Annotated in this window: 11 protein-coding genes and 2 pseudogenes; 4 read left to right on the top strand and 9 right to left on the bottom strand. The window is 64.5% G+C overall.

The features are described 5' to 3' along the window. Positions 1-69: 69 nt before the first annotated feature. The 7 genes from VKR55_RS24440 to VKR55_RS24410 all read right to left on the bottom strand — a co-directional run bounded on the left by VKR55_RS24440 (position 70) and on the right by VKR55_RS24410 (position 9,631). Positions 70-777 carry an ABC transporter ATP-binding protein gene (locus tag VKR55_RS24440; RefSeq protein WP_324407381.1) on the bottom strand — a complete coding sequence of 236 codons (708 nt, stop codon included), beginning with the start codon at positions 775-777 and terminating at the stop codon, positions 70-72. After that, complete coding sequence (locus VKR55_RS24435; protein ID WP_324407380.1) at positions 774-1,526, bottom strand: ABC transporter ATP-binding protein; 753 nt, start codon at positions 1,524-1,526, stop codon at positions 774-776. Before VKR55_RS24435 ends, VKR55_RS24440 begins: the two co-directional genes overlap by 4 nt. Further along, the gene (locus tag VKR55_RS24430; protein WP_324407378.1) at positions 1,519-2,517 is read right to left on the bottom strand and encodes a branched-chain amino acid ABC transporter permease; all 999 of its coding nucleotides are present in this window, start codon (positions 2,515-2,517) and stop codon (positions 1,519-1,521) included. Before VKR55_RS24430 ends, VKR55_RS24435 begins: the two co-directional genes overlap by 8 nt. Further along, positions 2,517-3,401: a branched-chain amino acid ABC transporter permease gene (locus VKR55_RS24425; protein ID WP_324407376.1), complete on the bottom strand. Its 885-nt coding sequence runs from the start codon at positions 3,399-3,401 to the stop codon at positions 2,517-2,519. The genes VKR55_RS24430 and VKR55_RS24425 overlap by 1 nt, the downstream gene beginning before the upstream one ends. A 100-nt stretch (positions 3,402-3,501) precedes the next feature. Next, positions 3,502-4,698 (bottom strand): ABC transporter substrate-binding protein, encoded by a 1,197-nt coding sequence (locus VKR55_RS24420; protein ID WP_324407375.1) that lies wholly within the window; start codon positions 4,696-4,698, stop codon positions 3,502-3,504. A 415-nt stretch (positions 4,699-5,113) separates the two neighbouring features. Next, positions 5,114-6,280 carry an acyl-CoA dehydrogenase family protein gene (locus tag VKR55_RS24415; protein ID WP_324407374.1) on the bottom strand — a complete coding sequence of 389 codons (1,167 nt, stop codon included), beginning with the start codon at positions 6,278-6,280 and terminating at the stop codon, positions 5,114-5,116. 81 nt (positions 6,281-6,361) lie between these two features. Then, positions 6,362-9,631, bottom strand: coding sequence for an efflux RND transporter permease subunit (locus tag VKR55_RS24410; RefSeq protein ID WP_324407373.1), 3,270 nt, complete (start codon positions 9,629-9,631; stop codon positions 6,362-6,364). Positions 9,632-9,954: 323 nt separating this feature from the next. Here VKR55_RS24410 and VKR55_RS24405 point away from each other — a divergent pair, with 323 nt between their 5' ends. The 4 genes from VKR55_RS24405 to VKR55_RS24390 all read left to right on the top strand — a co-directional run bounded on the left by VKR55_RS24405 (position 9,955) and on the right by VKR55_RS24390 (position 14,767). Next, complete coding sequence (locus tag VKR55_RS24405) at positions 9,955-11,085, top strand: sugar ABC transporter substrate-binding protein (RefSeq protein WP_324407371.1); 1,131 nt, start codon at positions 9,955-9,957, stop codon at positions 11,083-11,085. Positions 11,086-11,191: 106 nt separating this feature from the next. Beyond that, on the top strand, positions 11,192-12,706 hold the full coding sequence (locus VKR55_RS24400; protein WP_324407369.1) for a sugar ABC transporter ATP-binding protein: 1,515 nt from the start codon (positions 11,192-11,194) through the stop codon (positions 12,704-12,706). Next, on the top strand, positions 12,699-13,811 hold the full coding sequence (locus tag VKR55_RS24395) for an ABC transporter permease (protein ID WP_324407368.1): 1,113 nt from the start codon (positions 12,699-12,701) through the stop codon (positions 13,809-13,811). The genes VKR55_RS24400 and VKR55_RS24395 overlap by 8 nt, the downstream gene beginning before the upstream one ends. Further along, complete coding sequence (locus tag VKR55_RS24390; protein ID WP_324407366.1) at positions 13,808-14,767, top strand: ABC transporter permease; 960 nt, start codon at positions 13,808-13,810, stop codon at positions 14,765-14,767. Before VKR55_RS24395 ends, VKR55_RS24390 begins: the two co-directional genes overlap by 4 nt. 143 nt (positions 14,768-14,910) lie before the next feature. Here the strand turns inward: VKR55_RS24390 and VKR55_RS24385 are convergent. Beyond that, positions 14,911-15,133: pseudogene (locus VKR55_RS24385) on the bottom strand (ACT domain-containing protein); the annotation flags it as partial. A gap of 195 nt (positions 15,134-15,328) precedes the next feature. Beyond that, positions 15,329-15,586: pseudogene (locus VKR55_RS24380) on the bottom strand (NADP-dependent oxidoreductase); the annotation flags it as partial. Positions 15,587-15,628 lie beyond the last annotated feature (42 nt).

Here is a 15,628-nt window from a genome sequence, read left to right as displayed (position 1 = left end):
GAGCGGGGGCCCGCCAGCATCCCTTGCGGCGCCTTGCTTTGCAAGGTCCGGCCGCCTCACAACCCGGCGTCACACCGCCAGCAGCTCGTCCAGCGCGCTGCGGTCGGACCGGAGCGCGGCAGCCGAGCTGGAAAAACGCACCGAGCCCTTCTCCAGCACGTAGACGCGGTCGGCAAGCGCGAGCGAGAACTCGATGCCTTGCTCAGCGAGCAGGATGGTCAGGCCATGCGCTTTCAGCTCGCCGACCTTGGCGAGCAGGGCCTCGACCACGAGCGGCGCGAGCCCCTCCGACGGCTCGTCCAGGAGCAGCAAGTCGGGATTACCCATCAGCGTGCGGGCGATGGTCAGCATCTGCTGCTCGCCGCCTGAGAGAAAGCCGCCCTGGCGGTCGCGCAGCTTGCCGAGCACGGGGAACATGTCGATCACCGCCTCGATCGTCCAGCGTCCGGGCCGCGCCGCGGCGCGTCTGGCCACGTCGAGGTTCTCCCACACTGACAGCTCCGCAAAGATGCGGCGGTCTTCCGGCACGAATCCTATGCCGGCGCGGGCGATGCGGTGCGGCGGCCAGCCGGTGATGTCGTGCGACTTGAAGTGGACCTGGCCGGAGGTTGGCGGCGTCAGCCCCATGACCGAACGCATCGTGGTGGTCTTGCCGACACCGTTGCGGCCAAGCAGGCAGACGCATTCGCCCTCGTTGACCTCGATCGAGATGCCGAACAGCACGCGGCTCAGCCCATAGGCGGCATGCACATCCTTGAGCTCGAGCAGTGCAGTCATGATCGCGGTCCCATCGGCGCATCGCCAAGATAGACGCGGCGGACTTGCGCATCGGCGCGCACCGCCGCCGGGTCGCCGTGCGCGATGACGCGCCCCTGGTGCAACACCGCGATACTTTGCGCGATCGAGAACACCACGGCCATGTCGTGCTCGGTGAACAGCAGCGTCAGGTGGCGCTCGTGCGCGATGCGTTCGATCAGCGCGATCGTCTCATGCGTCTCGCTTGCCGACATCCCCGCGGTCGGTTCGTCGAGCAGCAGGATCTTGGGATCGCTTGCGAGCGCGATGCCGAGCTCGAGCTGCTTCTGGTTGCCGTAGGACAGTGTCCCCGCCGTCGCCCGCGCCTGCGCGGCGAGGCCGATCGAGGCGAGCAGCGACTCGGCTTCACTGTGATAGAGCGCCTTCGCGCGGGTCCAGAAGTTCGGTCCCTGGCCGCGATGGGCGAGCAGGGCCGCGCGCACGTTCTCCAGCACCGTCAGCTTCGGAAAGATATTGGTAAGCTGGAACGAGCGGCCGATCCCCATGCCGCAGATCTTGTGCGGCGCGACGCCGGTGACGTCGCGTCCGTTGACGAGCACGGTGCCGGCGGTCGGCTGCAGGTGGCCGGTGATCAGGTTGAACAGCGTCGATTTGCCGGCGCCGTTCGGTCCGATCACCGCGGCAATCTCGCCCTCGGACACGGCGAGATCGACGTCGGATACGGCGCGGAAGCCGGCGAAGGATTTTGAGAGGCCGCGCACTTCAAGCATCAGCACGCCCTCCCGCCTTGCGACGAAGCCACGCGAAGCCCGTGGTCAGGCCGCCGACAATTCCGCCGGGGAACACGAACAGCAGGATCAGAAGGATGATCCCGAGCACCAACGGCCAGTACTCGGTGTAGGACGTGATCTCCTGGTTGAGCAGCACCAGCGTTGCGGCGCCGACCACCGGTCCCCAGAAATGATCGATGCCGCCGAGAATGGTCATGATCATCACCTCGGCCGATTTCGGCCAGTAGACGTAGTCGGCAAAGACGCCGCGATTGAAGATGCCGAACAGGGCGCCCGCGATGCCGGCAAAGCCGCCCGCGATCACGAAGGCGGCGAGCTCGTAGCTGCGGACGTTGAGGCCGATCGAGGCCGAGCGATTCGGGTTCTCGCGGATGGTCGTCAGCATGAGGCCGAAGGGCGAAGCGATGATCCGCTTGATCGCCACCAGCGACAGCATGACCACAATGAGCGTCAGCACGTAGAACTGGCCGCCGATGCGCAGGTCGCTGAGGAACGGCACCTGCGACATCCAGTCGAGATTCGGGTAGGGGACGTCGGGAAGTCCCTGATCGCCGCCGGTGACGTCATTCCATTTGAAGCAGATCGCCCAGACGATCTGCGAGAAGGCGAGCGTCAGCATGGCGAAATAGATCTTGGTGAGGCGCACGCAGAAAAAGCCGAACACCAGCGCGCCGAGGGCGCTGCCGGCCGCGGCGGCGGGCAGCGCGATCGAGAACGGCATCCCATAGGTCTTCATCAGGATGCCGCAGACATAGGAGCCGATGCCGAAATAGGCGACGTGGCCGAACGAGACGAGGCCGGTGGTGCCGAGCAGCAGGTTGAGGCTCATGGCAAAGAGGGCGCTGATCGCGATCTGGGTCGCCAGAAAGGTATCGTAGCGCGTGCCCAGCCACGGGACGGTCAACGCCGCGACAAAGACGACAAGCACCCACGGAATGCGTCGGAGGAGAGCGGTGGCGGACTTTTTCATCATCGCAGCGGCCGCCCGAACAGGCCCCAGGGGCGAACGATCAGGATCACAGCCATCAACGCGAAGACCGAGAACAGCGAGAAGCCCGGCAGGATCAGGATGCCGAACGAGAGCACCTGGCCGTAGATCACCGAGCCCCAGAACGTGCCCCAGAACGAGCCGAGCCCGCCGATCACCACGACGATAAACGCCTCGACGATGATCTCGACGTCCATCCCCGGCACGATGCTCTGGATCGGCGTGACCAGGGCGCCGGAGAGGCCCGCCAGGAACGAGCTGACGACGAACATGCCGGTATAGAGCGCGCCGACATTGGCGCCGAGCGCCCCTAACATCTCGCGATCGAGCGCCGCCGCGCGCACCATCCGTCCAGCGGGACTGCGTGTGAGCACGAACCAGCCGGCAACGGCGATCACGACGCCGGTCAACATGATGAACAGATTGTACGCCGGCAGCGTCGCGCCGAGAACCTCGAAACCGCCGTTGAGGATCGGCGGGCGCGACACCGAGAGCTGCTGCGTTCCCCAGGCCAGCTTGGCGGCATCACCCAGGATCAGGACCAGCGCGTAGGTGAGGAGCAATTGGTAGAGTTCCTCGCGCCCATAAATATGGCGCAGCAACAGCCGCTCGATCAACCCGCCGAGCACCGCGACGCCGAGCGCCGCGGCAAACGCCGCGAGCCAGAAGCTACCCAGCGCCGGCGCGAGCCACTGCACAGCCTGCCAGGCGAGATACGCACCGATCATATAGAACGAGCCGTGCGCGAAGTTGAGCACGCGCATCACGCCGAACACGAGCGACAGTCCCGACGCAATCAGGAACAGAAACATCGCGGTGGTGAGACCGCCAAGAAACTGCCCGAACAGGAGCGATACGTCGAACATGAATCAACCCTTCGCACAATCGCGCCGCAGCGCGGAGACGTCGAGCGCACGAGGCGCCGCGCGCGCCGCTTGCTCCCGTTGTCTCCGCTGCTGCGTGCCGTCAGTTCGTGTACGGCCCCTGAGAAAGATATTTGGGGTCCTTCAGGACGGCGAAGGGGTAATGGTCGTCCTTGACCATCTGACCCCAGAACTCTCCCATTTCGGTCTCATGGGTCTTCGCGTTGAAGGTGAGCTTGCCGATCGGCGTATCGAAGCTCATGCCGAGCATCGCCTTTGCGACCTTGTCCGAATTGGTGCTGCCGGCCTTCTTCACGCCCTCAGCCAGCGCGTAGATGGACGCGTAGCCCATCACGGCCCAACCGGAGGCGTATTTCTCCTTGGTGTAAGCCTTGAGATGCTCGATGAACGCCTTGTGCGCGGCGGGTTCGTTTGCTCCCCAGATGACGGGATCATAGGCGTCGGACCAGATCCCCAAGGGATAGTCGTTGCCCAGCGCCTGGGCTTCATCCGTCGTCCCGACCTCGCCGCCGTCGGCCAGACGGTTGTTGATCATCTTGAAGTAGCCGAGCGGGCCGGCCTGCTTGGCGAGGGTGACGAAATCGCCGCCGAAGACGTCGCAGAACACCGCATCGGGCTTCTTGGCCATCTGAGCCGTGATGAACGGTGTGAAGTCGCTCTGGCCGAGTTTCGGCCATTGCTGGTCGACGATCTCGATATCGGGACGCGCCTTCTTGATGTAGTCGACGAAGGCGGCGACCGCATCGCGGCCGTAGGCATAATCGGGCGCAATTGTCGCGACCTTCTTCACGTCCTTCATGCCAGCAATGATCGCAGCACCCGTGCGGCCATCAATGTCGGTGTTGGAGGCGAGGCGGAAAATGTAGGGATGCAGGTTGGCCGGCGAGGTGAGCTGGATGGTCTTCGACGTCGGAGCCACGAAGACGATCTTGTTTTCCTTGGCGATGGTCGACACTGCCGGCGCTTCCGCCGACGTCAGTGTCCCCGAGAGGAAGTCGACACTGTCCTTGATGATCAGCTCGCGCGCGAGCCGCACCGCCTCATCGGCGCTGGCCTTGCTGTCGCGCGTCAACAGTTCCAGCTTGCGACCGAGGACGCCGCCGCTTGCATTGATTTCGTTGACCGCCATTTCGGCGCCCTTGACGATCGGCACGCCATAAACCGAAGCGGGGCCGGACAGGGGCATCGGAAAACCGATCTTGATCGTGCTGGCGGCCGAGGCCGCAGCCGGGACAAGGCTTGCAACAAGAATTCCCAGCAGAAGGCGCTGCAGTCTCATAGGCATCCTCCCTTGTACTTTTTTGGCGATATGTCGTTCGCATCAACCTCTTTTGTACTGCGGCCCGGCGCAAGCAAGTTGCCCAGTCCACACGGGTATTACTCCCGCCCGGCGTGCTTCGTGAGCCCGAGGGCCGGGTTGAGTGCGTATCTGGATCATGATCCCAAGGTCAGGGCGGGTCAATCCGACGGCAATACGCCTTTTGTTCGAGGCTCTTGGACAGACCAAGCTCGGTCCGCGTCGCTGCGAGCAATCATCGTGGAGGTCAGGCTCGGCCGCCGCAAGGCACGAATTTGCCTATCAAACGCGCATATCGGCAGATGGCATCGATGTGCGTTCGATCCCGAGAATGTGGTGCGGTGCCGCAACCGGCGCGAGAGGCGATGACGCGAGACGCATTCTCAAGACGCACTTCTCAAAGAAACGTTTCGGGCGGCACGCCGAGCATGATCTGCCCGACCGCCTCGAAATGCGCGCCGCGTGCCTGGATCTGCTGAGAGAGCGTATGCATGTCGCGGAAGCGCCGCTCGAACGGGCTGCCCGGGAAGATCGCGTCAACGCCGGCGGCCTTGTAGGCGAAGTCTGCCACCTCGGCCGCGCCCTGGATCGCGTTGGTGCAGGCGAGCCGCACGCGGGCCCGGTCGTCTATGTCGATCGGCGCCACGTCGTCGGCCCGCGCGTAGATCGTATCGAGAGTCTCGATCAGGTAGGCGCGTGCCGAGCCCAGCCGCGCCTCAGCGCGCGCGACGTCGGCCTGCACGACCGCATTGTCGGCAAGCCGGGCGAGACCCCGCGGCGCCTTGCGGGACGCCAGCACAATGAACTCGGACAGCATCGCGCGCGCGATGCCGAACGCGACACCGGCGACCCCGGCCGCATAGAGGCCCGCCATCGTAAAGGCATAAAGCAGGCCGCGCTCGCGACGCAGTGTCGGGTCCTCGCGCGTGGTGCTGAATGCCTCGGACACGAACAGGTCGTTCACGCTATAGGAGTCCGACGCGGTGCCGCGCAGCCCGATCGTCCGCCAGGTGTCGATCAGGGTCGCCTCGCTCACCGGAAACAGGAGCGTGCGGACGGTAGGCTTACCCAGGCGGTTGAGCCTGAGCGAACCGTCCGCTTCGAGCACATGGCAGTGCGCGCCCATCCAGCTTGCCTGCCGGCAGCCAGAGGCAAAATCCCACTTGCCGGTCACGCGATAGCCGCCCTCGACCGCGCTCGCGCGCGAAGCGTTTGGAGGTCCCCAGGCCACGAGGCTGCGCGGATCGGCAAAGATGGCGTGATTGGCTCCGGGCTCCAGGAAGGCCGCGATCAGGGCTGAGCTGTTGGCGACAAATGTATTCCATCCGATCGAGGCATCGTACCGGGCGAGCTCCTCGAGCGCTGCTACATAGATCGCGGGCTCCGTCTCGTCGCCGCCCACCGAGCGCGGCAGCAGCATCCGGAATAGCCGCGAGTCATGGAGTCGCCCCAGGAGCGCCACCGGGATGCGGCGCGTGCGCTCGATCTCGTCGGCACTCGCTGCAATCTCCGTTCCAAGCTCGCGGGCGCGGGCGAGGGGGTCCGGTCGCGTCTGGATGTTCATGCGCCACCTCGGGGCTGGCACGGCCATTGCGGCCGAAGGCGCGAGCGCTGTCAACCGCCTCATCGGCAGAACTCGTAAACGCTACGCGCGGGCCTGTCTTCGCGTTTGCCTCCAGAGCCTGAGGCGGTCGAGATAGAGATAGACGACCGGCGTGGTATAGAGTGTCAGGATCTGGCTCAGGATCAGCCCGCCGAAGATGGCGATGCCAAGCGGCTGGCGGAACTCGCTGCCTTCACCCATGCCGATCATCAGCGGCACCGCGCCGAACAGGGCGGCCATGGTCGTCATCATGATCGGCCGGAAGCGCATCAGGCAGGCCTCGTAGATGGCTTCTCGCGAGGACAGGCCGCGCTGACGTTCGGCGTCGAGCGCGAAGTCGATCATCATGATCGCGTTTTTCTTGACGATGCCGATCAAGAGGATCACCCCGATCATCGCGATGATGTCGAATTCCGAATGAAACAGCATCAAGGCCAGCACCGCGCCAACGCCGGCCGAGGGCAGGGTGGACAGGATCGTGAGCGGATGGATGTAGCTCTCGTAGAGCACGCCGAGCGAGATGTAGATGGTCGCCAGCGCTGCGAGAATGAGAAACGGCTCGCTCGCGAGCGATTGCTGAAAGATCTTGGCGGCGCCCGCGAACTCGCCGTGGATGGTCGGCGGCATGTCGATCCGCCGCATGGCCGTTTCGATGGCGGTGGTCGCCGTGCTCAGCGAGACGCCTGGCGGGAGATTGAATGACACGGTGCTGGCGACCAGAAGGCCCTGGTGGTTGACGACCAGCGGCGTCTCGCCTTGCGCGAAGCGGGCCACGCTGGACAGCGGAATCATCGTCTCGCGGCCGGTGCTGACGGCCATTCCGGTCGACGCGGCGCCCTTGCCGGTCGCGCCGATCGAGTTGGTCGCGAGATTTCGCACCACGTTTGCCGCGACCGAACTGATCGAGGTCTTCAGCGAGGACGAGACCACTGTGCCGGCCACCGCGTTGGTCGCTTGCGAACCGCTCGCGGATCCGCCTGAAGTGCTGACATAGACTTCCTTCAATGTTTCCGGATTCTGCCAGTAGGCGGGCGCAACCTCCATGATGACGTGATACTGGTTGCGAGCGACGTAGATGGTCGAGACCTGCCGCTGCCCGAACGCATCGTACAGCGTATTGTCGATCTGGCTGACCGTGATTCCGAGGCGCGCGGCGGTATCGCGATCAATGACGAGGCCGGCCTGCAGGCCCTTGTTCTGCTGATCGCTGCTGACGTCGGTAAGGGCCGGGTCGCCCTGAAGCGCAGCGACGAGCTTCGGCGTCCATTCGTTCAGCTCCTCGAAGGTCGACCCTTGCAGCGTGTATTGATACGCTGCATTGGCCGAGCGTCCGCCGGTGCCGAGATCTCCGATCGACTGCAGGAACAAGGTGGCGCCGGCCACGGCCGAAAGCCCGCCGCGCAGGCGGGCGATGATCTGATCGGCCGATTGTTTGCGCTCGCTGAGCGGCTTCAGCGATGCGAACACGGTGCCGGAATTGGTCGAGGCTCCTGCCGGGCCCGGTCCGCCGCCGGTGAAACCGACCGCCGTGTCGACCGCGGGATCGCTCTTCACGATATTGACGAACTGCGTGAGCTTCCGCCGCATGAGTTGAAACGAGATGCTTTGATCGGCCTTGATCGAGCCGATCAACAGCCCGGTGTCCTGCTGCGGCACGAAACCTTTGGGCACGACCCGGTAGAGATGGACGTTGAGCCCGAGGGTTGCAGCGAGGATCAGCATCACCAGGAGGGGATGACGCAGCGCGATGGCGAGCGTCCACCGATAGCCGCTCAGCATCGCTTCGAAGACGCGTTCGCAGGCGCGATAGATCCAGCCGTGCGGCTGGCCGCGATCTCTGCGCAACAGCACCGCGCACATCATCGGGGTCGTGGTCAGCGAGACCACGAGCGAGATCACGATGGCGATCGTGATCGTCATGGCGAACTCGCGGAACAGGCGGCCGACCAGGCCGCCCATCAGCAGGATCGGGACAAAGACTGCGACCAGAGACACGCTCATCGACAGAACGGTGAAGCCGACCTCGCGCGCACCGAGCAGCGTCGCATCCAGCCGCGATAGTCCTGCATCCATGTGGCGGGTGATGTTTTCCAGCACCACGATGGCGTCATCCACCACGAATCCGGTCGCGACCGTGAGCGCCATCAGCGAGAAGATGTCGAGGCTGTAGCCGAGCAGATACATGACGGCGAAGGTCGCAACCAGCGACACCGACACCGCTGCCACCGGCACCAACATCGCACGCGCGTTGCGCAGGAACGCGAACACCACGAGGATCACCAGGATGACGGCGATGACCAGCGTGATTTCGACGTCGCGCAGCGATACCCGGATCGTTTTCGAGCGATCGATCACCAGAGTGACGTCGAGGGCGGGCGAGACCGATGCCCGCAGGTGCGGCATCAGCGCCTTCACCCGATCCACCATCTGGATGATGTTGGCGCCCGGCTGCCGATAGACGATCATCATGACCGCCGGCTTGCCGTTGGCGAGGCCGAGGTTGCGCACGTTCTCAACGGAATCGACGATGTCGCCGACGTCGCTGAGGCGCACGGGCGCGCCGTTGCGGTAGGCGACGATCACCGATTTGTAGTCCTCCGCCTTCCTGGCCTGATCGTTGGAGTAGATCTGGTAGCGCTGGTTCGCGACGTCGATGCCGCCCTTCGGGCTGTGGGCGTTGGCGCTGGCGAGGGCGGCGCGCACATCCTCCAGGCCGATGCCGTATTTGTAGAGTGCCGGAGGGATCAGCTCGACGCGCACGGCGGGCAGCGATCCGCCGCTCACGGAGACTTCGCCGACGCCCTCGACCTGCGACAGCTTTTGCGCAAGCACGGTGGAGGCCGCGTCATAGAGCTCGGCAGGCGTCAGCGTATCCGACGTCAGCGTGTAGATCAGGATCGGCGCCGAGGCGGGATTGAACTTGCGGTAGGTGGGATTGCTCCGCAGGCTGGTCGGCAGGTCGGCGCGCGCGGCATTGATCGCCGCCTGCACGTCACGCGCAGCGCCGTTGATATCGCGATCGATACCGAACTGCAGCGTGATGCGAGCGGAACCGAGCGAGCTCGCCGAGGTCATTTCGGTGACGTCGGCGATCTGGCCAAGATGGCGTTCGAGGGGCCCGGCGACTGTGGCGGCCACGTCCGCGGGACTGGCGCCGGGCAGGGTCGCCTGCACCGAAATGGTCGGGATGTCGACGTCGGGCAGCGGCGAGACCGGCAGCTTGAAGAATGCAATGGCGCCGGCCACCACAAGGCCGAGCGATAGCAGCGTGGTGGCGACCGGACGCCGGATAAAAGGGGTGGACAGGCTCATGACATACGCGGTCGAAGTCGTTTTTCGGGCCAGCTTCTATCGAGCAAAGCCTCGATGCAAAAGCCTCACGATGTCACATGGTATCGCCACATGCCTGCCGCGATGTCTTGATCCGAAAAGAGGCGCCAGGACGCCGGATCAGACACCAAATCGGCGCAATCCGGATCAGGTGCGGTCCCGGAAACATTCGGAGGCGCCGTCGGCATTCGCCTTGTGCGCATCACAGGTTGCGTGCCATCCTAGTCCGGCACAGCACGGGGAACCCAATTCCCGGCGATCAGGCTGCCAGGGTCGGAAAACCACAACGCTCAGGGAGAAGAGACATGAAGTCGACGCTTCGTCTTGCGGGGCTTGCTTGCGCAAGCCTGCTATTGTCCGCCGTCACCGCTTGGGCAGGTCCCAAGATCGTCTCGGGGCCCGGCGCCAATCCCACCTGCTTCAAGCCGTGGTCCGCCCAGACCAAGTTCTTCCAGTGGCCCAAGAAGCCCGGCCCCTACAAGATCGCGCTGGTCAACGGCTTCGTCGGCAATACCTGGCGCATCCAGATGGTGAAGACGGCCAAGGCCTTTGCCGAACAGCCCGGCATCAAGGAGAACATCAAGGAGTTCAAGGTCGTCTCGACCGGCACCGACGTCGCGGCGCAACTCGGCGCCATGGAGGACTTCATCAACCAGGGTTTTGACGCCATCGTCACCATCGCAGTGGCGCCCGACGGCTTCGACCGCATCATCCGGCTTGCCGACAAGAATAACGTCGTGGTGGTGCCCTTCGACAACATCCTCGACACCGACAAGGTGATGATGGTCAACGAGGACCAGAAGGAGATGGGCCGCATGTCGGCCAAATGGCTGATCGACCAAATGGGCAAGAAGGCCGGCGACATCCTCGAGGTGCGCGGCCTGCCGGGCAACTCCGTCGACCGCGACCGCCATCTCGGCTTCCGTGAAGTCATGGAAGGCGCCGGCAACAAGTTCAACATCACCGAGGTGGTAGGCAATTGGGATACCGGCACCTCGCAGAAGGTGACCGCCGATGCGCTCGCCGTGCACGGACATTTCGACGGCGTGTTCACGCAAGGTGGCTCGGACGGCACGGTGCAGGCGATGATAGCCGCCAAGCATCCGTTCGTGCCGATGTCGGGCGAGGGCGAGAACGAGTACCGCAAGCAGATCGCCGATCACTGGAAGGAAGGCCTCAAGGGCATGTCCTACGGGCAGTCGCCGGCGCTTGTCGCCATCGCCACCAAGGCGGCGATCTCGGCGTTGCAGGGCAACGTCATGCCGCAGCTGATCTCGATCCCGATTCCGGTCGCAACCTACAAGGATCTCAAGCCCGGCACGAACTACTGGCCGGATCTCAACGCGAACTTCTTCGCCCCGAACCAGTTCCTCCCCTGCGGCGTGAACTTCACGGCGCCCGAGATCATGGCGCAGAGCGAGAAGAACACGCAGTGACCGCTGCGGCTATGTCCTGGTCACGGCCTGGCGTCCGCCGGGCCGTGACTGCCTGAGCCCGCGCCGAAAAGGGGATGCCGTCCTGACGCAACAAGCCTTTCTTACATTGTCCGGCATCTCCAAGCGCTATGCTGGCGTGCGCGCGCTCGAGGGCGTCGATTTTGCCTGCGAACGCGGCAACATCCACGCCGTGCTGGGCGAGAACGGCGCCGGCAAGTCGACGCTGATCAAGATCATCGCCGGCGTGGTCCAGCCCGATACCGGCGGCATGCGCCTTGGTGGAAGCGATGTCCGTTTCGCGACGCCATCCGCCGCCAACGCGGCCGGCGTTGTCTGTGTTTTCCAGGAGCTGTCGCTGCTGCCCGACCTTTCGGTCGCGGACAATATCTCGATCGCTTCCCCGCCGCGGCGCTTCGGCCTCATCGATGCCAGGGCACAGCGGCGTCGCGCCGAGGCCTTGCTCGCCGGGATTGGCTGCGAGGACGTCAACCCGTTGATGCGCGTTCGCGATCTGCCGCTGTCGCGGCGCCAGATGGTCGAGATTGCCAAGGCGCTCGGCCAACGGCCGCAGCTCCTGATCCTCGACGAGGCGACCTCGGCCTTGACCAGCGCCGACGTCGAGAAGATCTACGCGGTGCTGGCGAGACTCAAGGCCGAAGGCGTCGCCATCCTCTACATCTCGCACCGCATGCATGAGGTCGAGGCGCTCGCCGACCGCGCCTCGGTGTTCCGCAACGGACGTCATGTCGAAACCTTCGACAAGGGCGTGCGCTCGACCGCCGATATCGTTCAGCTCATGATCGGGCGCGACATCGCGGCCCAGTATCCGCCAAAGCCGGCGCCAAGATCGGCGAAGCCGGTGCTGACACTTGAGAACCTGTCCTGGGAGAAGCGTCTCGAGCGCATCTCGCTTCGCGTCGGCGCCGGCGAGATCGTCGGCCTCGGCGGCCTCGACGGACAGGGCCAGAAATCGCTGTTGCTGGCCCTGTTCGGCGTGCTGCGTGGCGTCACCGGGCGCGTCACGGTCGAGGATCGCGAGGTGCGCCCCGGCTCTCCGGCGGCCGCGAAGTCGGCGGGCATCGCGCTGGTGCCAGAGGATCGCAAGACCGAAGGCTTGATGCTGCCGATGTCGATATCAGACAATCTGGCGATCGCTTCGCTGGACGCCATCTCGACCGGGCCTTTCGTCGATCGCGCCAAGGAGCGCGCCGCCGTCGAACGCGGGATCGCGCGGCTGCAGATCAAGATCGGCGCACCTGGCGATGCGGTGTCGACCCTGTCGGGCGGCAACCAGCAGAAGGTGGTGCTCGCCAAATGGCTGATGACCGGGCCGCGCATCATCCTGCTCAACGATCCGACGCGCGGCATCGACGTCGGCACCAAGCAGGAGCTCTACCGGCTGATGCGCGAGCTCGCCGACCAGGGCGCCGCCATTCTGTTCTACTCGACCGATTACGACGAGCTGATCGGCTGCTGCGACCGCGTGGCGATCATGTATGACGGGCGCATCGTGCGCGAGCTCGAGGGCGCCGAGCTCACCGAGACCAACATCATCGCGAGCGCCCTCAATATCGATGCCGCGACTGCGCCTCATGCCGCATCCGGATCCGCCCATGCTTGACGATCTCGCCATCAGGGTCCGCCAGAACATCGGCCTCGCCACGGCCGTCGTGCTGTTCTGCGCCCTCTATCTCGTCTACAACCTGGCGCATCCGCGAGGATTTTCTTCGGCGGTGCTGGTGCAGAACAGCGACGAGATCTTCGCGCTCGCCATGCTGGCCATGGCCCAGACCGTGCCGGTCTTGATGTCGGGGCTCGATCTCTCGGTCGGAGCCGTGATGACCATGGTGGGCTGCTTCGCAAGCTATCTGTTGACCGGCACGGCCGGCGGCACGCCGATCCATCTCGAGATTTTCGGCCTGCATCTTAACCTCGGCACCTTTCCGGGCGGCATCGAAGGCATCCTGCTCGGCATGGCTGTGTGCGTCGCGATCGGCACGCTCGCCGGCTTCATCAATGGCTGCATCGTCGTCTATGGCCGCATCCAGCCGATCATCGCAACGCTGGCGACGGGTGCGGTCTATGTCGGAATCGCGCTGTTCCTGCGCCCGACGCCGGGCGGCAAGATCGACGACGATCTCAACTGGGCGATGACCAATTCGCTCGGGGATTTCGCCTCGACCGTCCACATCTTCAATGATGGCGCGGCGCCATGGTTTGCGCCGTTGGCCTGGATCCCGGTCCCGTTCGCGCTTCTTGTTCTGATCGCGCTGTTGGTCTGGGTGCCATTCCGCCGCTCGGTTCTGGGCCGCTCCGTCTATGCGGTCGGCTCCGCCGAAGGCGCGGCCTATATGTCGGGGCTTCCGATCGAGCGCGCCAAGATCGCGGCGTTCGCGCTTGGCGGGTTCTTCGCCGGCTGCGGCGGATTGTTCCTTGCCATCCAGACCTCGTCGGGCAATGCGGATATTCCGCAGGCCGGCGCCTATACCCTCAACTCCATCGCGTCCGTCGTCATCGGCGGCACCTCGCTGCTCGGTGGCAGCGGCAGTGCCATCGGCTCGATCTTCGGTGCCATGATCCTGCGCGTCATCTCCTTTCTCTTCCGCATCTTCGACATTGCCCCGCTGCTGCAACCGCTGTTCGAAGGCCTGATCCTGCTTGCGGCGGTCAGCATCGGGGCGTTGGGTGTCTTGCGCGTCAAGAACACGCTGGAGCTGTTCCGATGACGACGGCGTCTCTCCGCCTTTCGCGCGATGACCGCCCGATCCTGATTGCGGCCCTGTTCGTCCTCGTCATCCTGGTGGCGGGCACCGTCTATACCGTCTCCCGCTTCGGCAGCGCGCCGCTGTTGTCGCCGAATTATCTCTTGCAGCAACTGCAGGTCGGCTCCTTCCTCGGCATCGTGTCCGCCGGAATGATGATCGTCATCCTGATCGCCCAGATCGACCTGTCGGTGCCCTGGACGCTGGCGGCCGCCGCCATGATGGCGACGTCGGTCGGCGGCCCGCTTGCCATTCCGGTCGGGCTCGGCGTCGGCCTCCTGGTCGGCCTCGTCAACGGCATCGGGGTGGCCTATCTGCGCGTCCCCTCGATGATCTTCACGCTGGGCATGAACGCGGTGATGGGCGGCCTGATGGTCGCGCATACCGGCGGCTATGCGCCGCAAACCGCAGCGACCGCGCTGATGCAGACGCTCGCCTCCGGACGCACGCTCGGCATTCCCAATGCCCTGTTCGTCTGGGCCGCGGTGAGCGCGCTGGTGGCCGTCATCCTGCGCCGCACGCCGCTCGGCCGCTATATCTATGCCATCGGCAACAAGGAGGCGGCGGCCTATCTCGCCGGCGTGGATACCCGCCGCGTCACCGTCATCTGCTTCGTGCTTTGCGCCCTTGCGGCTTCGCTCGCGGGCGTGCTGCTGGCCGGGTATTCGACCAAGGCCTATCAGGGCATGGGCGATGCGTATCTGTTGCCTTCGATCGCCGCGGTCGTGATCGGGGGCACGAACATCCTGGGAGGACGCGGCCGTTACCTCGGCACGCTGATCGGCGTGGTGCTGATCGTGCTTCTCAACAGCGTGCTGTCGATCATGGACATGCCCGAGGCCGGCCGGCAGGTAATCTACGGCCTCGTCATCATCCTGATGCTGCTCGTCTATGGGCGCGGCGAGCGCGTCACGAGCTAGACTAGGATGAGTTCTAGTTGAATCGGCCTGCCGGAATTCGGTTCACCTCTCCCCGTCGGGGAGAGGTGAACCTCCGATGCCGCGCCAGTTCAAACCTAAATTCATTCAAGCTCTAGGACGGCGTGCCGTCCGGCTCGATCCAGCTACGTCTCCTTTCGGCCGGGCATGGACAACTCCTGCAGAAGAGCCAGTGCTTCGTCGGCCCCGCTAGACTAGAGGGCACAAACAAGTGATCGTGTAAAAGGCCGAAACCGCATTCACGCTGATTCCAGCTTCAGCCAGCCGAGCAGCAATCGCCGCCAGAAAGCCAACCGCGTCCAGCGAGGAATGAACCGTCAAGGTGATCAGGCGCGATTCAAACTGGTAGGGCCAGTGGGGAGTTGCGGCAGGTCGTCCGTGAGAAATCCTCACGGCTGTTATCGATGTCGGTTGTCTGAGGCGGTGCCGACCCGATTTGCTCCAATGAGGTATTCGGCCTGTCACCGGTTTCGGACATTTTTTCAACGTCCAGCCGACCTGGACAGCGCCGGCCGGCTGCGTGCATCAATGGGCGTGCGTCGCTCAGGGACGAACGCAGATGATCGTCTTCCCCTTGCGTCGCTCGGTCGGATTCAAGGCGGCGACGGCATCGTCGAGGGTCGAGACGTTGCCGATGTTCGTCCGCAGTCGTCCGTCCCGTACCCGCTGGACGAGCTCACTCAATTGGGCGCGATCGGGTACGACGACGAAGTCGATAGTCAGGCCGCCAGAGAGCCGCGCCTCGGTCGGGCCGGTGACGGTCACCAGCGTTCCCCCGGCGCGAATCCGGCCCGCAGACCGACCTGGCCATAGCCAAAATATCGGTTAAATTTTCTTGCATCT

This window comes from Bradyrhizobium sp. (assembly GCF_035309285.1).
Lineage (GTDB): Bacteria > Pseudomonadota > Alphaproteobacteria > Rhizobiales > Xanthobacteraceae > Bradyrhizobium.
This window is presented reverse-complemented; position numbering and strand designations above follow the sequence as displayed.